The organism is Yersinia intermedia (assembly GCF_900635455.1).
Lineage (GTDB): Bacteria > Pseudomonadota > Gammaproteobacteria > Enterobacterales > Enterobacteriaceae > Yersinia > Yersinia intermedia.
In genome coordinates this window covers 3,908,619-3,934,509 of the sequence record NZ_LR134116.1, presented here as the reverse complement: position 1 = coordinate 3,934,509, position 25,891 = coordinate 3,908,619, and the positions used below count along the sequence as shown (strand labels likewise).

Genomic DNA, 25,891 nt, shown 5'->3' with positions numbered 1-25,891 from the left:
GCCGAAACGGAACCGAGAATCTAATGAGTGACTACAAGAATACCCTGAACTTGCCTGAAACAGGGTTCCCGATGCGCGGCGATCTGGCTAAGCGTGAACCTGACATGCTGAAACGTTGGTATGAGCAGGATCTGTACGGGATTATTCGTACGGCCAAGAAAGGTAAAAAAACCTTTATTTTGCACGACGGCCCTCCTTATGCGAACGGCAACATTCACATTGGTCACTCTGTTAACAAAATTCTCAAAGACATTATTGTTAAATCGAAAGGAATGGCGGGTTACGACTCTCCTTATATTCCAGGGTGGGACTGCCATGGTTTGCCGATCGAGTTAAAAGTTGAACAGTTAATTGGTAAACCGGGCGAGAAAGTCAGTGCCGCAGAGTTCCGTGCTGCCTGCCGTAAATATGCTGCTGAACAGGTTGAAGGCCAGAAGAAAGACTTCATCCGCCTGGGCGTATTGGGCGATTGGGACCATCCTTATCTGACGATGGATTTCAAAACTGAAGCCAATATCATTCGTTCATTAAGCAAAATCATTGATAACGGCCACCTGCACAAAGGCGCGAAGCCAGTGCATTGGTGTACCGATTGCGGTTCGTCACTGGCTGAAGCAGAAGTTGAATATTACGATAAAACCTCACCTTCTATCGATGTGCGCTTTAATGCCGTCGATGTAGCGGCAGTGAGCGCCAAATTTAATGTTGCGGCGATTAACGGCCCGATTTCACTGGTTATCTGGACGACAACTCCGTGGACCTTGCCCGCTAACCGTGCGATTTCACTGAATGCTGAATACATTTACCAACTTGTCCAGGTCAATGGCGAATGCCTGATTCTGGCAGAAGACCTGGTTGAAAGTGTCATGAAGCGCGCAGGTATTGCTGAATGGACGGTATTGGGGAGCTGCAAAGGTTCTGATTTAGAACTGCTGCGTTTCAATCATCCGTTTATGGGCTTTGATGTGCCGGCAATTTTAGGCGATCACGTCACACTGGATGCCGGTACTGGTGCGGTTCACACTGCACCTGGTCACGGCCCGGATGACTTTGTTATCGGCCAGAAATACGGTTTGGAAGTTGCCAATCCGGTTGGTCCAAATGGCTGCTATTTGGCGGGGACGTATCCTGGTCTGGATGGCATGTTCGTCTTTAAAGCCAACGATGTGATTGTTGAGTTGCTGCGTGAAAAAGGCGCACTGCTGAAAGTTGAAAAACTGGTTCACAGCTACCCGTGCTGTTGGCGTCATAAAACACCTATTATCTTCCGTGCTACACCACAATGGTTTATCAGCATGGATCAGAAAGGCCTGCGTAAGCAGTCGCTGGAAGAGATTAAAGGCGTGCAATGGATCCCGGATTGGGGTCAGGCGCGTATCGAAACCATGGTGGCAAACCGCCCGGACTGGTGTATCTCGCGTCAGCGCACTTGGGGCGTGCCGATGTCCCTGTTTGTGCACAAAGAGACTGAAGCACTACATCCACGCAGTACCGAGCTGATGGAAGAAGTCGCTAAGCGCGTTGAGCAAGACGGTATTCAGGCATGGTGGGATCTGGATCCTGCGGACATCCTGGGTGCTGATGCTGCCGATTACACCAAAGTGCCAGACACCTTAGACGTATGGTTTGACTCCGGTTCAACCCACTCGTCGGTGGTTGACGTGCGCCCTGAGTTTGGTGGTCATAGCCCGGATATGTATCTGGAAGGTTCTGACCAACACCGTGGCTGGTTTATGTCTTCACTGATGATTGCAACCGCGATGAAAGGCAAAGCGCCTTATCGCCAAGTGCTGACCCACGGTTTTACCGTTGATGGTCAGGGGCGTAAAATGTCCAAATCCATCGGTAACACCATCAGCCCGCAAGATGTGATGAACAAACTGGGTGGTGATATTCTGCGTCTGTGGGTGGCATCAACTGATTACACCGGTGAGATCGCGGTTTCTGACGAAATCCTCAAACGCTCTGCTGACTCTTATCGCCGTATCCGTAACACTGCGCGCTTCCTGCTGGCAAACCTGAATGGGTTTGATCCTGCGCTGCATCAGGTGAAACCGGAAGAGATGGTAGTAGTGGATCGTTGGGCAGTCGGCCGCGCCCAAGCGGCTCAGGCCGAGATCATGGAAGCGTACGAAAATTACGATTTCCACTTGGTGGTGCAGCGCTTGATGCAGTTCTGCTCGGTTGAGATGGGATCCTTCTATTTGGATATCATTAAAGACCGCCAGTACACCGCGAAAGGTGACAGTGTTGCCCGCCGCAGTTGCCAGACCGCATTGTTCCATATCGCAGAAGCATTGGTGCGCTGGATGGCACCTATTATGTCCTTTACCGCAGATGAGATCTGGAACCAACTGCCCGGCAGTCGTCCACAGTATGTCTTCACTGAAGAGTGGTATGACGGTCTGTTCGGGTTGGCGGGTGATGAAAGTATGAACGATACTTTCTGGGCCGAGCTGTTAAAAGTCCGTGGCGAAGTCAACAAGGTGTTAGAGCAAGCCCGTAGTGATAAGCATATCGGTGGTTCATTGGAAGCGGCAGTCACCTTGTTCGCTGAGCCTGAACTGGCTACGCGGTTGAACAGCTTGCAAGATGAATTACGTTTTGTGCTGTTGACCTCTGCCGCAAAAGTCGCTCCTTATGCCGATGCGGGTGATGATGCGCTGCAAAGTGAATTGATTGCCGGGTTGAAAATCACCTTTAATAAGGCTGATGGTGAGAAGTGCCCGCGTTGCTGGCATTACACTCAAGATGTCGGTTTGGTGGCGGAGCATGCAGAATTGTGCGGCCGCTGTGTCACTAACGTTGCCGGAGACGGTGAAGAGCGTAAGTTCGCCTAATGAGTAAACCTATTTGTTCGACCGGATTGCGCTGGTTATGGCTGGCGGTATTGGTGGTTATTTTGGATCTCAGCAGCAAACAGTGGGTCATGACCCACTTTGCCCTGTATGAGTCAGTGCCGCTGATCCCTTTTTTCAACCTGACCTACGCACAGAATTTTGGCGCAGCTTTTAGCTTCCTTGCCGATAAAAGTGGCTGGCAGCGTTGGTTCTTTGCGGGCATCGCTATTGGTATTTCAGTGATACTCATGGTGCTGATGTATCGCTCTACTGCCAAACAACGCCTGCTCAATTGTGCTTATGCTCTGATTATCGGTGGGGCATTAGGTAACTTATTTGATCGCATGGTGCACGGTGCGGTGATCGATTTTATCGATTTCCACGTCAATAACTGGCATTTCCCAACCTTTAACATCGCCGATACCGCTATCTGTATCGGTGCTGCGTTGGTTATCTTTGAGGGTTTTTTAAGCCCTGCTGAAAAAACGGCCATGAATAAAGGTGAATGAGATGTCTGAGCGTGTACCAGGTAATCAAGTACAAGACCATTTTGTACAAGACAAGAGCGCCGTATTGGTGCACTTCACTCTGAAACTGGAAGATGGTTCAACGGCGGAATCAACACATATTCACGGCAAACCTGCGCTGTTTCGTTTAGGCGATGACAGCCTTTCTGATGCACTTGAGCAGCAGTTGATAGGTTTGAAAGTGGGTGATAAACATGCTTTCACCTTGCAGCCTGAAGATGCGTTTGGTTTGGAAAGCCCTGATCTGATTCAGTATTTTACCCAGCGTGATTTTGCTCAAACCGGTGTGCCAGATGCCGGTACTATTATGCTATTTACCTCCCGCGATGGCAGTGAAATGCCAGGCGTGGTGCGGGAAGTGGCGGAAGAGTCTATTACTGTTGATTTCAATCACCCGTTGGCAGGGCATTCCATTAGCTTTGAAATTGAAGTGCTGGAGATTGACCCCCAACAGGAGGCAATGCATGCAGATATTGCTGGCTAATCCACGCGGTTTTTGTGCCGGAGTTGATCGGGCTATCAGTATTGTTGAACGCGCGATCGAAATGTATGGCGCGCCAATTTATGTGCGCCATGAAGTGGTACACAACCGTTATGTGGTTGATAGCTTGCGTGAGCGCGGTGCTATCTTTATTGAGGAGATAGCAGAAGTGCCAGATGGCTCTATTCTGATTTTCTCAGCCCATGGCGTGTCGCAGGCTGTGCGAGCAGAAGCTCGTGAGCGCAAGCTGACGATGCTGTTTGACGCAACCTGCCCATTGGTGACCAAAGTTCATATGGAAGTCGCACGCGCTAGCCGCAAGGGTAAAGAAGCCATCTTGATAGGGCACGCTGGTCACCCGGAAGTGGAGGGTACCATGGGGCAATACAGCAACCCGCAAGGGGGCATGTATCTGGTTGAATCACCTGATGATGTATGGGCTTTGCAGGTTAAAGATGAGAACAATCTGTGCTTTATGACACAGACGACTTTGTCGGTTGATGATACCTCTGCAATTATCGATGCCTTGCACCAGCGTTTCCCGAAGATTGTCGGTCCACGCAAAGATGATATCTGCTATGCCACGACCAACCGGCAGGAAGCGGTGCGCAATCTGGCTAATGATGCTGATGTTGTCTTAGTGGTTGGCTCGAAAAACTCCTCTAACTCTAATCGGTTGGCTGAGTTGGCACAGCGGATGGGTAAACCTGCTTATCTAATTGATTCAGCAGCGGATATACAAGAGTTATGGTTGCAGGGTGCGGCACGTATTGGTGTTACTGCTGGCGCATCTGCTCCTGATATTCTGGTTCAACAAGTCATCGCACGCTTGCAAGCTCTTGGTGCTGGTGGATCTATCGAACTCAGTGGCCGTGAAGAGAGTATCGTTTTCGAAGTACCTAAAGAGTTACGTGTCGATGTAAAACAGATCGACTGATTGATATCGTGCTTCAGCGTTAAAAAGCAGCCCTCAGTGGCTGCTTTTTTATGGGTATATTTCACCATAACTGCATGAATATGCGAAATAACCGCACTATGCCAGATGAAGTGTTTCCGAGTATTTTACCCTAAATAATTCGAGTTGCAGGAAGGCGGCAAGAGAGATACAAATTGGTCGGGAACCGATTTGAACGCAGCCAACGCACATGCAGCTTGAAGTATGACGGGTATGTAAGGAATTAAGTGGTTTCACTGATAAAAGCACGCGTATATCATTTTTTTCTAATACAGATTAAATAGGCTGGCAGAGTCCATAGCGGGCGGCTAATCTGAACCTTGGTCAGGGTAGATGACACAATATGAGAGGAAGTATGACTGATTCAACAATTCGTATCGCTGTTGTCGGCGCGGGTGGCCGTATGGGCCGACAACTTATCCAGGCAATTACTCACACTGAAGGTGTGGTGCTGGGGGCTGCTGTTGAACGTGTCGGATCCACATTAGTGGGGAGTGATGCCGGCGAACTGGCCGGAGTGGGGTTGTTAAACATCACAGTAAGTGATGATTTATCTGACGTAGTTGATCATTTTGATGTGTTGATCGATTTTACCCGGCCTGAAGGCACGCTGGCGCATTTAGCCATTTGTCGTCAATATCGTAAGGCGATGATAATTGGCACGACTGGCTTTGATGATGCAGGTAAAGAAGCAATCAGGGTTGCGGCAACGGACATTGCTATTGTGTTCGCTGCCAACTTCAGTGTTGGGGTCAATGTGGTGCTAAAACTGCTAGAGAAGGCAGCGAAAGTGATGGGCGACTATACCGATATCGAAATAATCGAAGCACATCATCGGCATAAAGTTGATGCGCCTTCAGGTACCGCGCTGGCGATGGGGGAAGCAATTGCTGACTCACTAGGGCGTTCACTGAAAGATTGTGCAGTTTATAGCCGTGAAGGTCATACCGGTGAACGCAAACCTGGCACCATCGGTTTCGCAACTGTGCGTGCTGGCGATATCGTTGGAGAGCATACGGCTATGTTTGCTGATATTGGTGAGCGTGTTGAGATCACACACAAAGCGACCAGTCGTATGACTTTTGCCAATGGCGCGGTTAAATCGGCTGTTTGGGTGTCAACGCGCAGTAATGGCTTATTTGATATGCGTGATGTACTGAATTTGAATGAACTTTAAAGGTGTAAAGCACAGCCAGTGATGTGGTTGTTTTTATCATAATCGTTTGATAACAGGGCAATATTTTATTGTCCTTTTTTATTTGTTTTAATAAATAATTGTTTCATTATTAATTGTTTGTATAACCTTTATTTATCTGTGTTTTTGTCTGTTTTTTTGTCTTTTAATCCCTTCCTTGGTCATTGGCCCTGATTTTTACTGCTCTGGAACGATATTTCTCAGTCACTACACCTCGCAACCGTTTACTATGTTAAGTTAGCATGTGTTTTTACCGCTATAATCCCCTCATTTTAATGAGAACGGTAAAAAACAGAGAAAAAATGGCACTTTGGCTAGACAAGAGCGTCACTCATCATTAAAATGCGCCCAATTTGCCAAAAATTAGCTTTGAGGGCGGTTTTTGCATTGATTTAGATCGCTAGATATGAATTAATATGCAAATAATGTGACTGTTTATTCCTTGGAGGATGTTTTGATTAAGTCAGCGCTATTGGTTCTCGAAGACGGAACCCAATTTCACGGTCGGGCCATCGGGGCAGAGGGTACGGCAGTGGGGGAAGTGGTCTTCAATACGTCAATGACCGGTTATCAAGAAATCCTCACTGATCCTTCCTACTCCCGCCAGATCGTTACTCTTACTTATCCTCATATCGGCAATGTCGGCACTAATGCCTCCGATGAAGAATCCTCCGCAGTACACGCCCAAGGTCTTGTTATTCGCGACCTGCCTTTGATTGCCAGCAACTACCGTAATGAAGAAGGCTTAGCTGAATATCTCAAGCGCCACAACATTGTTGCGATTGCTGATATCGATACGCGTAAGCTGACACGTTTGCTGCGTGAGAAAGGGGCACAAAATGGCTGCATTATTGTGGGTGACTTGTCTGATGCCGCTTTAGCACTCGAAAAGGCGAAAGCATTCCCAGGCCTGAAGGGGATGGATCTGGCAAAAGAAGTGACCACGAAAGAGCGTTATGACTGGTTACAAGGTAGCTGGACTCTGGAAGGTGACTTACCTGCGGCAATGCAACCAGAAGATTTGCCCTTCCATGTAGTGGCATACGACTACGGCGTGAAGCGCAATATCCTGCGCATGCTGGTGGACCGAGGCTGTCGCCTGACGGTCGTTCCTGCACAGACACCGGCAGAAGAAGTGCTAAAACTGAACCCAGATGGCATTTTCTTATCCAACGGCCCAGGTGACCCAGAGCCATGTGATTATGCTATCGCGGCTATCAAGCGTTTTCTGGAAACCGACATTCCGGTGTTTGGCATCTGCTTAGGCCACCAATTGCTGGCGCTGGCCAGTGGCGCAAAAACAGTGAAAATGAAGTTTGGTCACCACGGTGGCAACCACCCGGTGAAAGATTTAGATGCCGATTGCGTGATGATCACCGCACAGAACCACGGTTTTGCGGTAGATGAAACCACATTGCCATCCAACCTGCGAACTACACATGTTTCTTTATTCGATGGTTCTCTGCAAGGGATTCATCGCACTGATAAAGCCGCATTTAGCTTCCAGGGGCACCCAGAGGCCAGCCCAGGTCCACATGATGCAGCGCCATTGTTTGATCACTTTATCGAACTGATTGAAGCTTACCGCGCAACAACTGCAAGCCGTAACAGTAGCCATACCAATAAATAATCAGGAGCCTCAAACCATGCCAAAACGTACAGATATAAAAAGCATCCTGATTCTGGGCGCTGGCCCAATCGTTATCGGCCAGGCCTGTGAGTTTGACTACTCTGGGGCTCAGGCTTGTAAGGCACTGCGTGAAGAAGGCTACCGTGTCATTCTGGTGAACTCCAATCCGGCAACCATCATGACTGACCCGGAAATGGCCGATGCCACTTATATCGAGCCAATCCACTGGGAAGTGGTACGCAAAATTATTGAAAAAGAGCGCCCGGATGCAGTGCTGCCCACCATGGGTGGTCAAACCGCACTGAACTGTGCGCTGGAACTGGAGCGCAAGGGCGTTCTGGCTGAATTCGGTGTCACCATGATAGGTGCCACTGCCGATGCTATCGATAAAGCAGAAGACCGCCGTCGCTTTGATATCGCGATGAAGAAAATTGGTCTGGATACTGCGCGTTCAGGTATTGCGCACAATATGGAAGAAGCTCTGGCTGTAGCGGCTGATGTGGGCTTCCCTTGCATTATCCGCCCCTCTTTTACTATGGGTGGCACCGGTGGCGGTATCGCGTATAACCGTGAAGAGTTTGAAGAGATTTGTGAGCGCGGGTTAGATTTATCGCCAACCAAAGAGCTGTTGATCGATGAATCGCTGATTGGTTGGAAAGAGTATGAGATGGAAGTTGTGCGCGACAAAAACGACAACTGCATCATCGTCTGCTCCATCGAAAACTTCGATGCGATGGGCATCCACACCGGTGACTCTATCACTGTTGCACCAGCTCAGACTCTGACTGATAAAGAATACCAAATCATGCGTAATGCCTCGATGGCAGTGCTGCGTGAAATCGGCGTAGAAACCGGTGGCTCCAACGTGCAATTCTCGGTTAACCCGAAAAATGGCCGTTTAATCGTTATTGAAATGAACCCGCGAGTGTCCCGTTCCTCCGCTCTGGCCTCTAAAGCAACCGGCTTCCCGATTGCCAAGATTGCCGCCAAACTGGCGGTAGGTTATACGCTCGATGAGTTGATGAATGATATCACTGGTGGCCGCACGCCGGCCTCCTTTGAGCCATCTATCGACTATGTTGTCACCAAAATCCCACGTTTTAACTTCGAAAAATTTGCCGGTGCGAATGACCGCCTGACCACGCAGATGAAATCGGTTGGCGAAGTGATGGCGATTGGCCGTACCTTGCAGGAATCGCTGCAAAAAGCCTTGCGCGGTCTGGAAGTTGGCGCGACCGGTTTTGACCCGAAAGTGAGTCTGGATGATCCAGAAGCACTGACTAAAATTCGCCGTGAATTGAAAGAAGCCGGTTCTGATCGTATCTGGTATATCGCCGATGCCTTCCGTGCAGGCATGTCGGTTGATGGTGTTTTCAATCTGACTAACGTTGACCGCTGGTTCCTGGTGCAGATTGAAGAGTTGGTTCGTCTGGAAGAGAGCGTGGCAGAGTGCGGTATTAATGGTCTGAATGCTGATTTTATGCGTCAGTTGAAGCGCAAAGGCTTTGCCGATGCCCGTCTGGCAAAATTGGTCGGTGCGGCGGAAAGTGAAGTGCGTAAGCTGCGTTATAAACAGGGCCTGCATCCGGTGTACAAGCGTGTAGATACCTGCGCGGCTGAATTCTCTACCGATACTGCCTACATGTACTCAACCTACGAGGAAGAGTGTGAATCCAACCCAACCAGTGATCGTCCGAAAGTGATGGTACTGGGGGGCGGCCCGAACCGTATCGGCCAGGGTATTGAATTCGACTACTGTTGTGTACATGCGTCACTGGCGCTGCGTGAAGACGGTTACGAGACCATCATGGTGAACTGTAACCCTGAGACGGTTTCGACCGACTACGATACCTCTGATCGCCTCTATTTCGAATCTGTCACCCTGGAAGATGTGCTGGAAATCGTGCGTATTGAGAAGCCGCAAGGCGTTATCGTGCAGTACGGTGGGCAGACTCCATTAAAATTAGCGCGTGAACTGGAAGCCGCCGGTGTCCCTGTTATCGGGACTAGCCCGGATGCAATCGACCGTGCAGAAGACCGTGAGCGTTTCCAACAGGCGGTAAATCGTCTGGGCTTGAAACAACCAGCGAACGCGACGGTTGCTACTATCGAACAAGCCGTAGAGAAAGCCACGGGTCTGGGTTATCCGTTAGTGGTCCGCCCATCGTATGTCTTGGGTGGTCGCGCGATGGAAATCGTTTATGACGAAGTTGACCTGCGCCGCTACTTCCAAAATGCAGTGAGTGTCTCGAACGATGCACCAGTGCTGCTGGATCGTTTCCTTGATGATGCCGTTGAAGTGGATGTTGATGCCATTTGTGACGGTGAGCGCGTGTTGATCGGTGGCATTATGGAGCACATTGAGCAAGCAGGGGTGCACTCCGGTGACTCAGCCTGTTCATTGCCCGCTTACACCCTGAGTAAAGAAATTCAGGATGTAATGCGCCAACAAGTTGAAAAACTGGCGTTTGAGCTTTGCGTGCGCGGTTTAATGAATGTGCAGTTTGCCGTGAAGAATAACGAAGTTTATCTGATTGAAGTTAACCCTCGTGCAGCCCGTACCGTACCATTTGTGTCTAAAGCCACCGGTATGCCACTGGCAAAAATCGCCGCACGCGTGATGGTGGGGCAGTCATTGGCAGAGCAGGGTATTCTGGAAGAGATTATTCCCCCTTATTACTCGGTAAAAGAAGTGGTATTGCCGTTTAACAAGTTCCCAGGTGTGGATCCGATTTTAGGGCCAGAAATGCGCTCTACCGGTGAAGTGATGGGGGTCGGTCGGACCTTCGCTGAAGCTTTCTCTAAAGCGATGCTGGGCAGTCAGTCTGGTATGAAAAAGAGTGGCCGCGCACTGTTATCTGTCCGTGAGGGAGATAAACACCGGGTGGTTGATTTGGCCGCCAAGTTGCTTAAACAGGGCTTTGAATTGGATGCAACCCACGGTACTGCGGTGGTTCTGGGCGAGGCAGGGATAAACCCACGTTTAGTCAACAAGGTACATGAAGGTCGCCCACACATTCAGGACCGTATCAAGAACGGTGAATATACTTATATTGTGAATACAACGGCAGGGCGTCAGGCGATTGAAGATTCTAAACTGATTCGTCGTAGTGCTTTGCAATATAAAGTGCATTACGACACCACCTTGAATGGTGGCTTCGCAACAGCAATGGCTTTGAATGCGGACCCTACCGAGCAAGTGATTTCAGTACAAGAAATGCATGCCAAGATTAAGAATATGAAAGCTTAATTTGGGCGCTAAAAAAGGGGGCGATGGATACATCGCCCCCTTTTTTATGCTCATATATCCTTCGTTCTTGAAGCCACAGGGGTGCCTACCTGCAACTCCAATGACTTTGGATATAAAATCGCGCTTTTTACCCGCATAAACAGTGTTTTTTATGCACAGAAGTATTATTCATAAACGATAGTATTGTTCATAAACAACATTGGTGAAGATCAATGTTCGTGCGGGTTGTGAATAGTAGCTTATAGCCAGGCGTTAAGAATCGGCGCAGTTAGCTTAATGCAACTTTGATACCCAGGCCGATCAACAGACCACCCAGTAATTTATCGACAACTTTTTGCACTTTCGCCAAACCTCGGCGTACCGGTGCACTTTGAATCAGAATCACCAGTAGGGGCCACCAGATAACAGCCAGTAGCCAGATGATTGAGGCGTACCACAGTTTCTCACCCACGCCGGAGTTTATCTGTAATATTTGTGTGAAAACGGCGAGAAAGAAAAGAGTCGCTTTGGGATTTAATAAATTGCAAAGATATCCCTGCAAGAACGCGGCTTTCAGTGTGACGGGATATTGTGCAGTGTTATCGATACTCAGCTTACTATTTCCTCGTGACAGCAGGGCCTGGATACCAATCCAGATCAAATAACAGGCTCCGGCATATTTCAGCAGATTGAATAGCCATGGCGTGGTAGCGATAACGACTGCCAGGCCAGCCACGCAATAAGACATATGTGTCGCAACACCCAAAATTACGCCGAGGGCTGTCATCATGGCTGCGGGGCGGCGATAGCGGGCAGCGTTTTTGATTACCAGAAAGAAATCTGGCCCGGGGGAGAGCATGCCCAAGGTAGCAAGTGTGGCAACGAATAAAGAGGTTTCAAGCATAAGGATTACCGAATGAGAGTGGTACTATCTGGCGATAATAACGCCACTTGGCTTCCTCTGCATTATTCTTATTTGTTATCTGTGGTGGTTTGCTTATCAGTAGTAATGGGATTGCCGCAGATGTCTTTTACTCTTTTGACGGATAGTGATGCACGAATATGAGCCTGGATAATGTAATAAGCAGTGATGTTTTGCATCAACAGCAGCGAGAAATTACGCGGTTGTGCATCAAATGTGCCCTATTGTTGTTGCAGCATGGGGCCGAAAGTATGTTGGTTGAGCAGCTATCTGCACGGCTTGGCATGGCTCTGGGGATGGACAGTGTCGAGAGTTCTATCTCGGCTAACGCAATTGTGCTGACCACAATAAATCAGGGTAATTGCCTGACATCCACCCGTAAAAATACCGATCGTGGGATCAATATGCAGGTGGTAACGGAAGTACAGCATATTGTGATTATGGCGGAGCACCACATACTGGATGCAAAAGATGTAGAAAAACGCTTCGAGCATATTAAACCTCTTCGCTATCCGCGCTGGCTGGTCGTCGTGATGGTGGCGCTCTCTTGTGGTTGTTTCAGTAAATTAAACGGTGGTGGTTGGGATGCGTTTTCTATCACCTTTTTAGCCAGTGGGTTGGCGATGTTTGTGCGCCAGAGCCTGACGGCACATCATATGAATCCGCTGATTAATTTCTGTATCACTGCTTTTGTTGCCACATCAACATCTGGTTTGTTAATGCGTTTACCGTTTTTCCAAGAGGCGTCCAGTGTGGCGATGGCCGCCAGCGTATTGCTGTTAGTACCGGGATTCCCGTTGATCAATGCAGTAGCCGATATGTTTAAGGGCCACGTTAATACTGGTTTGGCCCGTTGGGCAATGGCAAGTTTATTAACGTTATCAACCTGTATTGGGGTGATATTTGCGATGGCGTTATGGGGATTGCGGGGGTGGTGATGAATTTACTCTGGGCATTATTACAAGACATGGTGTTGGCGGCTATCCCGGCATTGGGTTTTGCTATGGTATTTAATGTGCCGGTGCGGGCATTGCGTTACTGTGCATTGCTGGGCGCTGTCGGGCACGGTTCGCGTATGTTAATGATCCATTTTGGAATGAATATCGAGCTGGCTTCATTATTGGCTTCAATTATGATTGGCGTCATCGGGATTAACTGGTCACGCTGGTTGCTGGCACATCCAAAAGTTTTCACTGTCGCGGCCGTTATTCCTATGTTCCCAGGTATTTCCGCTTATACCGCGATGATATCGGTCGTTGAGATTTCTCACTTGGGTTATAGCGAGGCGTTAATGTCCACGATGATGACCAATTTCTTGAAAGCCTCATTTATTGTTGGCGCGTTGTCGATTGGTTTATCCTTGCCTGGATTGTGGTTATATCGCAAACGTCCTGGTGTATAAGGTTTTTTTTCTTCTCTGTTTATATATCGGGCTAAGAGCAATCTTATATGTGTGATTAGCCTGCTTATCGCTATCGACGCTTGATTAGGCTTTACGTATAGTGTGAGCAATTTTTCGGTATTGGCTCTTGTAGCCTACAGGGTTTAAACATGATTATCAGCCTGATCGCTGCGTTGGCAGCGGATCGCGTTATTGGTATGGAAAACGCCATGCCATGGAACTTACCGGCTGATTTAGCGTGGTTCAAACGTAACACGCTAAATAAACCGGTTATTATGGGTCGTAAGACCTTCGAATCTATCGGTCGTCCTTTACCGGGGCGGCTAAATATCGTTATTAGCAGCCAACCAAGTGCTGATGAGCGCGTGACCTGGGCTACGTCAATTGAGGAAGCTCTTTCTTTCGCAGGCGACGTGGAAGAAGTTATGGTCATGGGGGGCGGGCGTGTTTATAAGCAATTCTTGGCTCGCGCGAATCGTATGTATCTTACCCATATCGATGCGGAAGTAGGAGGGGACACTCATTTCCCTGACTATGAACCGGATGAGTGGGAAAGCACATTCAGTGAGTTTCATGACGCAGATGAAGCGAACTCGCACAGCTATTGCTTTGAGATCCTTGAGCGCCGCTGATTATAAGATCTTCACTAAAAACAAAGGCGCATATTATGCGCCTTTGTTTTTTCAATTTTTAGTTATCAGTGAGTTATAGATAACTAAAGGGATCTTTTGCCGCGGCTATTTCATCCGTGCTACTTATTTCTGCTTCCACCTTGAATGCATGTTGGGTGAAATAACGTTTATCTTCCCAGCGGAGCAGCGTTAAATCGCCCCCCCAGCAACAGCCGGTATCCAAGCCATAGATACCTTCAGGAACACCTTTTCCTTCCAGCGATGCCCAGTGACCAAAAATAATTGAATAGTCAGGGGACACCGACCTTGGCAACTCGAACCAAGGCTTGAGCGGAGCAGGGGCATTTTCTGGCGTATCTTTACAGATCATATCCAACTGGCCGTTCGGGAAACAAAAACGCATGCGGGTCAGGGCATTAGTACTAAAACGCAAACGTGCTAGCCCGGATAGCTCTGGTGACCAGTTGTTAGGCATATCACCGTACATGGCATCGAGGAAGAGTGGATAGCTATCACTGCTTAATACCGCTTCCACTTCACGAGCACACATTTGGGCGGTTTCAATATCCCACTGAGGTGTTATCCCCGCATGAGCCATGATCAATTTTAATTCATCATCAACCTGTAAGACGGGTTGGCGACGCAGCCAATTAATCAACTCATCAGCATCAGGTGCCTCGAGCAGTGGAGTAATACGATCTTTGGGTTTATTACGGCTGATGCCTGCATAAACGGCCAGTAAATGTAGGTCATGGTTGCCCAGAACCATACGAACAGCAGGCCCTAATGAACGGACATAGCGTAAAACATCCAGTGAAGCTGGGCCACGGGCAACTAAGTCACCGGTTAACCACAATGTATCCTGCTGCGGATCAAAGCTCACCTGCGCTAATAACGCAAGCAGCTCATCGAGGCAGCCATGAACATCGCCAATAAGATAAGTAGACATAGTTGAAAGGTCAGAGTTAATGGATCAGTGCTGGGATCGCTAAGCGGAACACCGGAATCGCAGTACGGAAAGCCTGACCAAGGTGATCGACCATCTCATAATGCCCTTCCATGGTACCCAGCGGGGTTTCCAGAACGGCACCGCTGGTGTATTGAAACTCGTTACCTGGCAGGATCAACGGTTGCTCACCGATGACCCCTTCACCCTGAACTTCAGTCTGCCGGCCATTACTATTAGTGATTAACCAATAACGGCCAATCAGTTGCACATTTGAACGACCCAAATTGCGTATCGTCACGGTATAAGCGAAGACGAAACGTTCTTCGTCGGGTATCGACTGGGTTTCCACATAGATACTTTGCACTTGTACACAAACGCGGGGCTGTTCAATCATAATGTGCTCCTGCTTATTCTTGCGGTGTCGATTGAGCTGAAAGCCAGTTAGCCAGCTTACAGTATTGCGCTACCGAAATATTCTCTGCCCGCAGTATTGGGTCAATACCTAATTCGATTAACTGCTCTGGAGTGAATAGGTCTCCTAAGCTGTTACGCACGGTTTTTCTGCGTTGATTAAATGCTTGCGTGGTAACGCGGCTAAGCATACGCACGTCACCCACCGGATTTGGCATGTTGACATGTGGAATCAAGCGCACAACTGCCGAGTCAACTTTTGGAGCAGGGGTAAACGCCGTTGGCGGTACTTCTAGCACCGGGATAACATTGCAATAGTATTGCGCCATCACCGTCAGCCGACCATACGCTTTACTGTTAGGCCCTGCGACCAGACGATTGACTACTTCTTTTTGCAGCATGAAATGCATGTCACGAATAGCATCAGTATAGCTGAAAAGATGGAACATTAACGGGGTGGAAATGTTGTATGGCAAGTTACCAAACACGCGTAATGGTTGCCCTGCAAGCTCCGCTAACTCAGAAAAATTAACTTTCATCGCATCTTGCTGATGGATGGTCAGCTTGTCTTTCAGTTGTGGATGGCTGGCTAAACGAGCCGCCAAATCGCGATCGAGCTCGATCACTGTCATATGATCCATACGTGCAGCAACAGGTTCAGTCAATGCCCCTAAACCGGGACCTATTTCAACCACGGCTTCACCAGGAACTGGGTGGATCGCAGAGACAATACTGTCGATGACAAACTGATCGTTTAAAAAGTTTTGTCCAAAGCGTTTGCGGGCAAAATGCCCTTGGTGGACTCTATTATTCATTGCTGTTATTTATCATTTTAATGGCTAAGTTTAATGCCGTAATGAAACTGCCAACATCGGCAGAACCGGTTGCGGCGAGTTCTAAAGCGGTACCGTGATCCACAGAAGTGCGGATAAAAGGCAAACCGAGAGTGATATTTACTGCCCGGCCAAACCCTTGATACTTCAGCACTGGCAATCCTTGATCATGATACATCGCAAGAACTGCATCTGCATGTTGCAGATATTTAGGCTGAAATAGGGTGTCTGCCGGTAGAGGGCCAATAAGATTTATGCCTTTCTGACGCAGTGCATCCAGCGCAGGAATGATGGTATCGATCTCTTCATGGCCCATATGACCACCTTCACCCGCATGGGGATTCAGCCCGCACACGTAAATCTGTGGTTGGCTAATACCAAATTTGGTTTTCAGGTCATTATCAAGGATCGTGATAACTTCATGCAGGCTAGCCTGAGTGATCGCGCCAGGCACAGCCAGCAAAGGCAAGTGAGTTGTCGCCAATGCTACACGTAACTCTTCTGTTGCCAGCATCATCACTACCCGTGGGCAGAGGCTGCGATCCGCGAAAAATTCGGTGTGCCCGATAAACGGGATGCCAGCATCATTGATAATACTTTTTTGTACCGGGCCTGTGACCAATGCGGAGAATTCCCCGCTTATCGCACCATCACAAGCCTTGGCCAATGTTTCCACAACATAGTGGCTGTTTTGGACGTCAAGCTTACCAGGAATCACTGCCGTGGCCGTTTTCACCGGTAATATTGTGAGGGTACCTGCAAGCTGCGCCAACGCGGGTTTACCCGGCTGATATTCACGCAACTGCAATGGCAGGTTAAGCTGACTGGCCCGAGCAAGTAGCAGGGCCGGATCAGCGCACACCACTAACTCAACAGGCCAATCCTGTTGAGCCAGGGCGACGACTAAATCCGGCCCGACCCCGGCTGGCTCACCGGGGGTAATAACGATACGATTATTGTGGTTGTGCATTACTACCATCAAGAATTTTTACATAAGCAGCAGCACGCTGCTCTTGCATCCAGGTTTGAGCTTCTTCAGCGAACTTACGGCTAAAGAGCATACGGTATGCCCGGTCTTTCTGTGCTGCATCAGTTTTGTCTACCTGACGTGTATCGACAACCTGAATTAAGTGCCAGCCGAAAGAAGAATGAACCGGTGCACTGATCTCACCTTTTTGCAGTTTCATCAACGCATCACGGAACGCGGGATCATAAATATCAGGTGATGCCCAACCCAGGTCACCCCCTTGCACGGCAGAACCGGGATCCTGAGAGATCTCTTTGGCAATAGTGGCGAAGCTGGATTTACCACTTTTGATATCCGCCGCTGCTGCCGCTAACTTGGTGCGAGCCTGATCGTCGGTCATTACCGGTGAAGGTTTCAATAAAATGTGGCGGGCATGAACTTCAGTCACGGAAATGGTCTTATCCGCACCACGGATATCATTGACTTTCAGGATGTGGAAGCCAACACCAGAGCGGATTGGACCGACAACATCACCTTTGTTGGCAGATTGTAATCTTTCAGCAAACAAAGAAGGCAGCTCTTGTAATTTGCCCCAACCCATCTGGCCGCCTTTCAACGCCTGAGAGTCCGCCGAGTTGGCGATAGCCAGCTTACCAAAATCAGCGCCGCTTTTAATGTCGGATACTAATTTTGTCGCCAGCTCTTCAGCCTGATCAACTTGTTGCTGAGAAGGATTTTCTGGCAATGGGATAAGAATATGGCTGAGGTTCAGTTCAGCATCACCGCTGGTCTGGTTACCAATTTGTTTAGCCAGCGATTCAACTTCCTGTGGCAGGATGGTGATTCGACGGCGCACTTCGTTGTTACGCACTTCAGAAGTCAGCATCTCTTTACGAATCTGCTCGCGGTAAGTGTCGTAATTCAAGCCATCAGCGGCCAGACGGCTGCGCATCTGAGCGGTCGTCATACGGTTTTGCGCGGCAATATCAGCAATGGCTTTATCTAATGCTTCGTCATTGATAGTAATGCCCATCTTCTTCGCCATCTGTAACTGGATATTATCCATGATCAGACGCTCAAGAATCTGATGGCGCAATGTCGCATCATCAGGAACTTGTTGCCCAGACTGCTGTGCATTCAGTTTTACTGATTGTAACAGACCGTCAACGTCACTTTGCAGCACGACGCCGTTATCAACCACTGCGGCAACTTTATCAACTTCTTGTGGTGCTGCGAACGCGGTATTGGCACAGACAACCAATCCGAGAATAAGCGTTCTCCAGTTCTTCATACCTTTTCCATTTATGTAATCCGCTTTAGCGGGTTAAAATTCACTGTATTCAGTGTGTTACACAGTATCAGAATGCACTTTGATAAGGCAGAATACCTGAGCGCAGCATTTGTGCAGTACCCAGGTTGTGGTCGCTACTCAGACCACGTAATTCAATGTTAAAGCCAATCTTGTTGTCATACTTACTGGCTTCAGTTTGTGAATTCCAGCCGGTAATTTTACGTTCATAGCCCACGTTTATCGCCCAACAGCAGGTGTTGTATTGTAAACCAACTAACTGGCTCGCAGGCTGGTTAGCTTTGGTATCGTAGTAATAAGCGCCGACCAGTGCCCAACGATCGGCAATCGGCCAACTGGCAGTAGTGCCAATCTGAGAAATACCTTGCTGATAACCAGGACTTTTTACATTCGGTACTGCTGCCTGAATATATTCCGGGCTAGCATAGCGGTAATTCAATTGAATCATACGCTCAGAATCTTTCCTATACTCCAGTACCGCATTACCCAGGGTCAAACTCCCCAGACGGGTATCATACTGAGCGCCACCTTTTAGACCCACTTGATCACTGATACGCCAGAATGTATCACCAGCCCAAACAAGGCTACCAGTATCATTACTGTTATCAATTGTTTCGCTATTACCGGTACGCGAGCGGCTGAAGTAATAGATTTGACCCACAGAAGCATTAAAACGTTCAACCAGCGCATCATCATATATGCGTGAAGTTAAACCGGTGGATACCTGATTCGCAGACGCTATGCGGTCGAGGCCACTATAGGTACGGTCACGAAACAGGCCAGAGTAGTCTGACTGCATCAGCGTGGTATCGTAAATATAGATATCATCCTGATCCCGATAGGGAATGTAGAGATATTGTACCCGTGGTTCGAGTGTTTGGGTGAAGCCTTTACTCCAATCCATTGGCCGATCAAATACCACTTTGCCATCAACTTTAAATTGCGGCATAACCCGGTTAACCGAATCTTTCAGATCAGGAACTGTCGCGTCATTACCATTTTGGTTTTTGTAATTACGGGCAAAGCCGTTCGGAATATCCTGTTGATAGTGAGTTGCCAGTAATTTGGCTTCGGTATTCAGGCTACCCCAACCGTTGGCCAGTGGTAAGTTAATTGCCGGTTCAATATGGAAGCGGCTGGCCTCTGGGTTTTCTGGATTGACGCTGGTGAATTTGGCGGCTTGACCGTAAACATGCAGATCAAACGGACCAATATCATTTTTATAGTAGTTCATGTCCAACTGAGGTTGGGCACGGTAAGCATTGCTATTACCGGCGTCAGTAAAGACCTGGAACTGTTTGGAGGCCAAAGTGGCATTCCAATTTTGCTCAGCATAGCCAACGCTGAATATTTGGGTTGCATAGCCGTCGGTGGTAGAGCCGTATTGCGACGTTAAATCAGTAAAGTAATTTGGGTCACTAACACGGGTATAGTTGACGTTGAAACGCCAGACTTGATCCATCACCCCGGAATGGCCCCAGTAGTACAACCAGCGGGTAGTATCTTTGTCGTTGCCATCGGTGCCATGGTACAACCGATCACTCGGTAGCCAATCTAATGCCATGGTGCCGTTGCCCGGTGCCAGCAAGTAGCGGAACTCGTTCTGCCACTGTAACCCACGCCGCTCCATGTAGTGAGGGGTAATCGTAGCATCGAAGTTGGGGGCAATATTCCAGTAGTATGGCAGCATAAATTCGATGCCGTTATTACTGGTATATTTAGCATTAGGGATCAGGAACCCTGAGCGGCGTTTGTCACCAATCGGCAACTGCATGTAAGGGCTGTAGAACACCGGTACTTTGCCAATCTTAAAGCGGGCATTCCAGATTTCTGCTACTTGTTCTTCGCGGTCATGAATAACCTCGGAGCCCACAACACTCCAACTATTATCACCCGGCAGACAGGAGGTAAACGTCCCATTCTCTAAGATGGTATAGCGGTTCTGACCACGTAACTTCATTAAATCCGCATCACCACGCCCTTGACGGCCGACCATCTGATATTTGCCTTTATCCATATCAGTGTCTTTGGTGTTCAAGTTTGACCAGCCTTTCGGGCCTTTTAGCTTGATTTGTGGATCGTCATAATTAACGTCGCCAGTGGCAGTGACAGTACGCACCGGGATAGCTGCATCAGGTTTCTGTACTTGCGTCAGCTCGACCTGATTAGCGGTCAGGGTGCTATTGCCTTGTTGGACAATGACATTGCCAGTGAACAAGGCATTGTCGGGATAGTTGGCTTCGGTTTTATCCGCATTAATACGGACCGGTAGCTGGTTGGGATCACCGGTAACCAATGGCTGGTCATAGGTGGGTACACCAAGCATACATTGCTCAGCGAGTCCGGCCAGCGATTGCTGGCTATATAGTGCCGTCCATATCAATGTGGCCAGCAGTGTTGGGAATCTTTTTTTCATACGCGGTTTTGGTGTTCCGTCATCGGGGGGCATCATGCCGGCAAACGGTCTGAGACTATATTACTCATCACAGTTGCGCTAGTGTTAAATCCGGCCGTTTGCACCTCTCGTTGTTAGGCGCTGAGCTGAATGCCGAGTATGATAATGCAAATTTTGACTGACGGCATGATGAATTGAGGAGTATATGCGGTATTGGGGAAAACTGCTCGGTCTGGTATTGGGCTTAATGTCTGGTGCTGGTTTCTGGGGTGTGGTACTGGGGTTGCTTGTCGGCCATATGGTAGACAGGGTGCGAAGCACGAAGCGCCGCGGCTATTTTGCCGATCAACAAACACGACAATTAATTTTTTTCCGCGCCACTTTCCAGGTCATGGGGCACTTAACCAAGGCCAAAGGGCGGGTGACGGAAGTTGATATTCAACTTGCCAGTCAGTTGATGGATCGGATGCAATTGCACGGTGACGCTCGAACAGCCGCACAGCAAGCGTTTCGCGAAGGGAAAGAAAGCAATTTTCCATTGCGTGAAAGATTGCAGGAATTACGTGGTGTCTGTTTTGGGCGTTTTGATTTAATTCGGATGTTTCTGGAAATTCAGTTACAGGCCGCATTTGCCGATGGCTCTTTGCATCCCAACGAGCGGCAAGTGTTATATGTCATTGCTGAAGAGTTAGGAATTTCGCGCGGTCAGTTCGATCAGTTCCTGAGCATGATTGAAGGCGGCCGTCAATTTGGTGGTCATGGCGGTTGGCAAGGTCAACAGGGCGGATACTCTCACGGGGGCTATCAGCAAGCGTCGAATGGCCCGACATTGGAGGATGCCTGCAAAGTGCTCGGCGTTAATAGTACCGACGACAGCGTGACCATCAAGCGTGCTTATCGCAAGTTAATGGGTGAGCATCATCCAGATAAGTTGGTGGCAAAAGGTCTGCCACCTGAAATGATGGAGATGGCGAAGCAAAAAGCCCAAGAGATTCAAGCTGCGTATGATTTAATTAAGCGCGAGAAGGGATTCAAGTAGGTTTTGTTTCAAGAGTGCCCACCTCAGATCGGCGTTAATGCGCCGTTCTGGGGGGATTTCGAGCCAATATTCTTACGACAAAAATTAAAACTCTGCCTCACATGTAAAATGCATCGCCGTTCCAAACTCAGGGTGAGTAATACACAGCTCCTGAGCATGTAACTGCAAGCGGGATGCCATCGCTTTGGCCTCTGGATGGGCGTAGAAGCCATCACCAAGGATCGGGTGACCCATCGCCAGCATATGGACCCGTAATTGGTGTGAGCGCCCGGTGATGGGCGATAACTTCACTCGTGTGCTGCCATCAGTATCGCGTGAAAGCACCCGATACTCAGTTTGTGCCGATTTACCGGTTTCATAACAGACTTTCTGCTTTGGCCGGTTCGGCCAGTCACAGATTAACGGCAGGTCTATCAACCCTTCATCTTCGGCCAGATGCCCCCAGACGCGGGCAATATAAGACTTTTTCGGTTCACGTTCACGAAATTGGCGCTTAAGCTCGCGCTCAGCCGCTTTGGTCAGTGCCACGATAATTACGCCACTGGTGGCCATATCCAGCCGATGAACGGACTCTGCCGCCGGAAAATCAGCCTGAATGCGAGTCATGATACTGTCTTTATTCTCCGGCGCGCGACCGGGTACAGAAAGTAGCCCGCTTGGTTTATTGACCACCATGATGTGCTCATCTTGAAACAGGATGTGCAGCCAAGGGTCGCGTGGGGGATTATAGGGTTCCATTAGTGCTCCATTTATACCCTGCATTGTTCAAGTCGCAGGTGTGTTGGCTGCTCTCGTTAACCCGAATCATTTGACTGCATAAGCTCATCGGGGTTAATGAGCCTCATCCTTGAGGCTAGCATAAATGCTATTCAAATCGGTTCCCAACCGATTTGTCTCTCCTTTGCCGCCTGCCTGCATCTTGAAATCTATTGGGTATATTGCAGAAACTGATTATTACTCAGGATTACTGATGTGTGACCACCACCAGGCGGATAGCATCTAAACGCCAGCCCGCTTGATTAAGGTTTTCCAGCACCATTTTACGGTTATGCTCCAGTGCTTCTATTTCGTCATCACGAATATTTGGGTTAACCGCTTTCAGGGCTTCCAAACGTGCCAGTTCGGTACTCAGCTTATCATCAGCTTCGTGCTTGGCCGATTCAATCAACAGTTTTGCCTGCTCTTCAACCAGTGCCTCTGCTTGTTGCAACATGGCGTGGACTTCTTGTTGCACTGCGTTGACCAGCTTGCTGGAGGTATGACGGTTTACCGCATTCAACTGACGGTTAAAGGTTTCAAATTCAACCTGTGCCGCCAGATTGGTGCCATTTCTGTCCATCAGCATCCGCACTGGGGTGGGTGGCAAGAAGCGGGTTAATTGCAGGTGTTTCGGCGCTTGAGCTTCTACCACATAAACCAATTCAGCCAACAGTGTTCCTACTGGTAATGCTTTGTTTTTCAATAAAGAAACTGCACAGCTTCCGGTATCGCCGGACAAGATCAAATCCAAACCATTACGGATGATCGGGTGCTCCCAACTCACAAACTGGGCATCTTCCCGCGATAACGCCTGTTCACGATCGAATGTCACGGTACAGCCGTCTTGCGGCAGCCCAGGGAAGTCCGGTACTAGCATGTGATCAGAGGGGGTAAGTACGATCAGGTTGTCACTGCGGTCTTCTTGGTTAATCCCGACAATATCGAACAGGTTAAGCGCAAAACTGACCAAATTAACGTCATTATCTTGATCTGCAATGATCTGCGCCAGTTGTTGACCATGCTCGCCGCCGTTGGAATGCATCTCCAGTAGCCGATCACGACCTTGTTCCAGTTGCAGTTTCAACTCTTCGTGCTGTAGACGGCAGGCGTGGATAAATTCATCCAACCCTTCTTGTTCACTTGGCGTTGCCAGATAGCCAATCAGTTCTTGATAGCCGCTGTCATAAATGGTGCGTCCGGTCGGGCAGGTGTGCTCGAAAGCATCCAAACCTTCATGATACCAACGCACCAATATCGCCTGCGCGGTATGTTCCAGATAAGGCACCATGATCTGGATTTCGCGGTTTTGACCGATACGGTCCAGACGACCAATACGTTGTTCCAGCAAGTCCGGGTTAAACGGCAGGTCGAACATCACCAACTGGCAGGCAAACTGGAAGTTACGGCCTTCTGAACCTATCTCAGAACACAGTAATACCTGAGCGCCATCTTCTTCAGAGGCAAAATAGGCCGCAGCGCGGTCACGCTCTATCAGTGATAAACCTTCATGGAACACGGCGGCGCGAATAGCTTCACGTTCACGTAGCACTTGTTCAAGTTGTAAGGCAGTGGCTGCCTGGGCACAGATAACCAACACTTTCTCATTACGGTTAGCAATCAGATAGTTAAGTAACCACTCTACCCGTGGGTCAAAGTTCCACCAGGTTGCGTTCTCACCTTCAAACTCCTGATAGATTTGCTCGGGATACAGCATATCTTTGGCGCGCGCTTCCAGCGTTTTTTTGGCACTCATGATGCCTGATACTTTAATCGCCGTCTGATATTGGGTTGGCAATGGCAGTTTGATTTGATGCAGGACGCGGTGCGGGAAGCCTTTCACCCCATTACGGGTATTACGGAACAAGATACGGCTGGTACCATGTCTGTCCATCAGCATTGTCACCAACTCTTGGCGAGCAGCTTCGCTGTCTTCACTTTGGCTGTTGGCCGCTTTCAGCAAGGGCTCAATATCCTGCTCATCAATGAGTTCGCCCAACAGATTCAGTTTATCGTCAGTTAAACGCTCACCACCCAGCAGCAGTGTTACTGCATCTGCAATTGGGCGATACTTCTGCTGTTCATTGACGAACTCTTCGTAATCGTGGAAGCGATCGGGATCCAGCAAACGCAGACGGGCAAAGTGGCTCTGCTGGCCCAATTGCTCAGGTGTTGCGGTCAACAGCAGCACCCCTGGGATATTCTCAGCCAATTGTTCAATGACTTGATATTCACGACTTGGGGCTTCTTCGCTCCAGGCCAGATGGTGCGCCTCATCCACCACCAACAGATCCCAAGACGCATCTGCCAGTTGTTCCAGGCGTTGTTTATTGCGGCGCACAAAATCCAGTGAACAGATAACCATCTGCTCGGTTTCAAACGGGTTAGAACTGTCGAGCAGGGCTTCGGAATAACGGCTGTCATCAAACAGTGAGAAGCGCAGATTGAAGCGGCGCAACATTTCCACCAACCACTGATGTTGCAGGCTTTCCGGCACCACAATCAGGATACGTTCAGCACGGCCTGACAACAGTTGTTGGTGAATGATCATCCCGGCTTCGATGGTTTTACCTAAACCGACTTCATCGGCCAGTAATACCCTTGGTGCATGGCGCTGACCCACTTCATAGGCGATATGTAATTGGTGTGGGATCAAGCTGGCACGGATACCGCGTAACCCACTCCATGGCAGACGGAACTGCTCACTTTGATATTTACGAGCGCGAAAACGCAGGGCAAAGCGATCCATACGATCGATCTGACCGGCAAATAGCCGATCCTGCGGTTTGCTAAACGTCAGTTTGCTATCGAGCAACACTTCACGCATCGAAACGCCGGTTTCCTCAGTATCCAAACGGGTGCCGATATATGTAATCAGCCCATTTTCATGAGTCACTTCTTCCACTTTTAGCTGCCAGCCTTCGTGGTTGGTGATGGTATCGCCCGGATTGAACATGACGCGGGTGATTGGCGAATCATTTCTAGCGTAAAGGCGGTTTTCACCGGTTGCGGGAAACAGTAAGGTAATCATGCGCACGTCGATGGCAACGACAGTACCCAATCCAAGTTCGCTTTCTGTGTCGCTGATCCAGCGTTGACCAAGTGTAAAAGGCATAAATTATCGGCTCGATTTTTTTGTTGGACAGTTAAGAAAATGCTTTTAAATTATCTGGTTATAAATAATTAGTGACAGCCAAATATCATAAAACCACTGGCAATAGTCTACCCTCCGCGCAGGCGATACGGCCTGAGAGTCTGTCTGAAAATGTAGCATCTACAGGCAGCACCCAATAAGAAGGAGTATTACGGCTAGCGGTTATGTAAATGTGATTAATGCGAATTTTGGCAAGGGCGCTATGGTAATGGAAGGCGAGCGTTTCGTCACCTGTAAAATACCCGTCATGCTTCAAGCTGCATGT

Annotated in this window: 20 protein-coding genes; 11 read left to right on the top strand and 9 right to left on the bottom strand. The window is 48.9% G+C overall.

Annotation, left to right across the window (positions count from 1 at the left end; all coding sequences use genetic code 11):
• Nucleotides 1–23 precede the first annotated feature (23 nt).
• From ileS to carB, 7 genes are all read left to right on the top strand, one after another.
• Nucleotides 24–2,840 carry an isoleucine--tRNA ligase gene (gene ileS / locus EL015_RS18005; RefSeq protein WP_005192462.1) on the top strand — a complete coding sequence of 939 codons (2,817 nt, stop codon included), beginning with the start codon at nucleotides 24–26 and terminating at the stop codon, nucleotides 2,838–2,840.
• Complete coding sequence (lspA, locus tag EL015_RS18000; RefSeq protein ID WP_032907917.1) at nucleotides 2,840–3,349, top strand: signal peptidase II; 510 nt, start codon at nucleotides 2,840–2,842, stop codon at nucleotides 3,347–3,349. Before ileS ends, lspA begins: the two co-directional genes overlap by 1 nt.
• Nucleotide 3,350: 1 nt before the next feature.
• The gene (gene fkpB / locus EL015_RS17995; protein ID WP_005192464.1) at nucleotides 3,351–3,851 is read left to right on the top strand and encodes an FKBP-type peptidyl-prolyl cis-trans isomerase; all 501 of its coding nucleotides are present in this window, start codon (nucleotides 3,351–3,353) and stop codon (nucleotides 3,849–3,851) included.
• Entirely contained in the window at nucleotides 3,832–4,785 is a 954-nt protein-coding gene (ispH, locus tag EL015_RS17990) for a 4-hydroxy-3-methylbut-2-enyl diphosphate reductase (protein WP_032907919.1), read from the top strand. Before fkpB ends, ispH begins: the two co-directional genes overlap by 20 nt.
• A gap of 373 nt (nucleotides 4,786–5,158) precedes the next feature.
• On the top strand, nucleotides 5,159–5,980 hold the full coding sequence (gene dapB, locus EL015_RS17985) for a 4-hydroxy-tetrahydrodipicolinate reductase (RefSeq protein WP_005192961.1): 822 nt from the start codon (nucleotides 5,159–5,161) through the stop codon (nucleotides 5,978–5,980).
• 472 nt (nucleotides 5,981–6,452) lie between these two features.
• A complete protein-coding gene (gene carA, locus EL015_RS17980) occupies nucleotides 6,453–7,628 on the top strand; it encodes a glutamine-hydrolyzing carbamoyl-phosphate synthase small subunit (RefSeq protein WP_032907988.1) in 1,176 nt (391 codons plus the stop codon).
• 16 nt (nucleotides 7,629–7,644) lie between these two features.
• Nucleotides 7,645–10,878 (top strand): carbamoyl-phosphate synthase large subunit, encoded by a 3,234-nt coding sequence (gene carB / locus EL015_RS17975; protein WP_005192981.1) that lies wholly within the window; start codon nucleotides 7,645–7,647, stop codon nucleotides 10,876–10,878.
• Nucleotides 10,879–11,146: 268 nt separating this feature from the next.
• Here the strand turns inward: carB and EL015_RS17970 are convergent, their stop codons facing one another.
• Nucleotides 11,147–11,761 carry a LysE family transporter gene (locus tag EL015_RS17970; protein WP_005192983.1) on the bottom strand — a complete coding sequence of 205 codons (615 nt, stop codon included), beginning with the start codon at nucleotides 11,759–11,761 and terminating at the stop codon, nucleotides 11,147–11,149.
• 158 nt (nucleotides 11,762–11,919) lie between these two features.
• On the opposite strand from EL015_RS17970, the gene EL015_RS17965 reads away from it, so the two are divergent.
• From EL015_RS17965 to folA, 3 genes are all read left to right on the top strand, one after another.
• The gene (locus tag EL015_RS17965) at nucleotides 11,920–12,717 is read left to right on the top strand and encodes a threonine/serine exporter family protein (protein WP_005192986.1); all 798 of its coding nucleotides are present in this window, start codon (nucleotides 11,920–11,922) and stop codon (nucleotides 12,715–12,717) included.
• Nucleotides 12,717–13,181: a threonine/serine exporter gene (locus EL015_RS17960; RefSeq protein ID WP_032907989.1), complete on the top strand. Its 465-nt coding sequence runs from the start codon at nucleotides 12,717–12,719 to the stop codon at nucleotides 13,179–13,181. Before EL015_RS17965 ends, EL015_RS17960 begins: the two co-directional genes overlap by 1 nt.
• 149 nt (nucleotides 13,182–13,330) lie before the next feature.
• The gene (gene folA, locus EL015_RS17955) at nucleotides 13,331–13,813 is read left to right on the top strand and encodes a type 3 dihydrofolate reductase (RefSeq protein ID WP_005192989.1); all 483 of its coding nucleotides are present in this window, start codon (nucleotides 13,331–13,333) and stop codon (nucleotides 13,811–13,813) included.
• Between the two features lie 73 nt (nucleotides 13,814–13,886).
• On the opposite strand, the gene apaH is transcribed toward folA, so the two are convergent.
• The 6 genes from apaH to lptD all read right to left on the bottom strand — a co-directional run bounded on the left by apaH (nucleotide 13,887) and on the right by lptD (nucleotide 20,698).
• Nucleotides 13,887–14,762, bottom strand: a complete 876-nt coding sequence (apaH, locus tag EL015_RS17950; protein ID WP_005193005.1) for a bis(5'-nucleosyl)-tetraphosphatase (symmetrical) ApaH — start codon at nucleotides 14,760–14,762, stop codon at nucleotides 13,887–13,889.
• Between the two features lie 16 nt (nucleotides 14,763–14,778).
• Entirely contained in the window at nucleotides 14,779–15,156 is a 378-nt protein-coding gene (apaG, locus tag EL015_RS17945) for a Co2+/Mg2+ efflux protein ApaG (RefSeq protein WP_005193008.1), read from the bottom strand.
• A gap of 13 nt (nucleotides 15,157–15,169) precedes the next feature.
• Nucleotides 15,170–15,988: a 16S rRNA (adenine(1518)-N(6)/adenine(1519)-N(6))-dimethyltransferase RsmA gene (rsmA, locus tag EL015_RS17940; RefSeq protein ID WP_032907990.1), complete on the bottom strand. Its 819-nt coding sequence runs from the start codon at nucleotides 15,986–15,988 to the stop codon at nucleotides 15,170–15,172.
• Nucleotides 15,981–16,976: a 4-hydroxythreonine-4-phosphate dehydrogenase PdxA gene (gene pdxA, locus EL015_RS17935; RefSeq protein ID WP_032907992.1), complete on the bottom strand. Its 996-nt coding sequence runs from the start codon at nucleotides 16,974–16,976 to the stop codon at nucleotides 15,981–15,983. Before pdxA ends, rsmA begins: the two co-directional genes overlap by 8 nt.
• On the bottom strand, nucleotides 16,960–18,264 hold the full coding sequence (gene surA / locus EL015_RS17930) for a peptidylprolyl isomerase SurA (protein ID WP_005193017.1): 1,305 nt from the start codon (nucleotides 18,262–18,264) through the stop codon (nucleotides 16,960–16,962). Before surA ends, pdxA begins: the two co-directional genes overlap by 17 nt.
• 67 nt (nucleotides 18,265–18,331) lie before the next feature.
• A complete protein-coding gene (gene lptD, locus EL015_RS17925; RefSeq protein WP_032907994.1) occupies nucleotides 18,332–20,698 on the bottom strand; it encodes an LPS assembly protein LptD in 2,367 nt (788 codons plus the stop codon).
• 184 nt (nucleotides 20,699–20,882) lie between these two features.
• Here lptD and djlA point away from each other — a divergent pair, with 184 nt between their 5' ends.
• On the top strand, nucleotides 20,883–21,716 hold the full coding sequence (djlA, locus tag EL015_RS17920) for a co-chaperone DjlA (protein ID WP_005193023.1): 834 nt from the start codon (nucleotides 20,883–20,885) through the stop codon (nucleotides 21,714–21,716).
• Between the two features lie 84 nt (nucleotides 21,717–21,800).
• On the opposite strand, the gene rluA is transcribed toward djlA, so the two are convergent.
• Complete coding sequence (rluA, locus tag EL015_RS17915; RefSeq protein WP_032907995.1) at nucleotides 21,801–22,454, bottom strand: bifunctional tRNA pseudouridine(32) synthase/23S rRNA pseudouridine(746) synthase RluA; 654 nt, start codon at nucleotides 22,452–22,454, stop codon at nucleotides 21,801–21,803.
• A gap of 226 nt (nucleotides 22,455–22,680) precedes the next feature.
• Nucleotides 22,681–25,587: an RNA polymerase-associated protein RapA gene (gene rapA, locus EL015_RS17910; protein ID WP_005193309.1), complete on the bottom strand. Its 2,907-nt coding sequence runs from the start codon at nucleotides 25,585–25,587 to the stop codon at nucleotides 22,681–22,683.
• Nucleotides 25,588–25,891: the final 304 nt, after the last annotated feature.

What these genes read in the sequence shown, in the direction of transcription:
- ileS (WP_005192462.1), top strand. Translation starts at nt 24, where the DNA reads ATGAGTGACTACAAGAATACCCTGAACTTGCCTGAAACAGGGTTCCCG.
- lspA (WP_032907917.1), top strand. Translation starts at nt 2,840, where the DNA reads ATGAGTAAACCTATTTGTTCGACCGGATTGCGCTGGTTATGGCTGGCG.
- fkpB (WP_005192464.1), top strand. Translation starts at nt 3,351, where the DNA reads ATGTCTGAGCGTGTACCAGGTAATCAAGTACAAGACCATTTTGTACAA.
- ispH (WP_032907919.1), top strand. Translation starts at nt 3,832, where the DNA reads ATGCAGATATTGCTGGCTAATCCACGCGGTTTTTGTGCCGGAGTTGAT.
- dapB (WP_005192961.1), top strand. Translation starts at nt 5,159, where the DNA reads ATGACTGATTCAACAATTCGTATCGCTGTTGTCGGCGCGGGTGGCCGT.
- carB (WP_005192981.1), top strand. Translation starts at nt 7,645, where the DNA reads ATGCCAAAACGTACAGATATAAAAAGCATCCTGATTCTGGGCGCTGGC.
- EL015_RS17970 (WP_005192983.1), bottom strand. Translation starts at nt 11,761, where the DNA reads ATGCTTGAAACCTCTTTATTCGTTGCCACACTTGCTACCTTGGGCATG.
- EL015_RS17965 (WP_005192986.1), top strand. Translation starts at nt 11,920, where the DNA reads ATGAGCCTGGATAATGTAATAAGCAGTGATGTTTTGCATCAACAGCAG.
- EL015_RS17960 (WP_032907989.1), top strand. Translation starts at nt 12,717, where the DNA reads ATGAATTTACTCTGGGCATTATTACAAGACATGGTGTTGGCGGCTATC.
- folA (WP_005192989.1), top strand. Translation starts at nt 13,331, where the DNA reads ATGATTATCAGCCTGATCGCTGCGTTGGCAGCGGATCGCGTTATTGGT.
- apaH (WP_005193005.1), bottom strand. Translation starts at nt 14,762, where the DNA reads ATGTCTACTTATCTTATTGGCGATGTTCATGGCTGCCTCGATGAGCTG.
- apaG (WP_005193008.1), bottom strand. Translation starts at nt 15,156, where the DNA reads ATGATTGAACAGCCCCGCGTTTGTGTACAAGTGCAAAGTATCTATGTG.
- rsmA (WP_032907990.1), bottom strand. Translation starts at nt 15,988, where the DNA reads ATGAATAATAGAGTCCACCAAGGGCATTTTGCCCGCAAACGCTTTGGA.
- pdxA (WP_032907992.1), bottom strand. Translation starts at nt 16,976, where the DNA reads ATGCACAACCACAATAATCGTATCGTTATTACCCCCGGTGAGCCAGCC.
- surA (WP_005193017.1), bottom strand. Translation starts at nt 18,264, where the DNA reads ATGAAGAACTGGAGAACGCTTATTCTCGGATTGGTTGTCTGTGCCAAT.
- lptD (WP_032907994.1), bottom strand. Translation starts at nt 20,698, where the DNA reads ATGAAAAAAAGATTCCCAACACTGCTGGCCACATTGATATGGACGGCA.
- djlA (WP_005193023.1), top strand. Translation starts at nt 20,883, where the DNA reads ATGCGGTATTGGGGAAAACTGCTCGGTCTGGTATTGGGCTTAATGTCT.
- rluA (WP_032907995.1), bottom strand. Translation starts at nt 22,454, where the DNA reads ATGGAACCCTATAATCCCCCACGCGACCCTTGGCTGCACATCCTGTTT.
- rapA (WP_005193309.1), bottom strand. Translation starts at nt 25,587, where the DNA reads ATGCCTTTTACACTTGGTCAACGCTGGATCAGCGACACAGAAAGCGAA.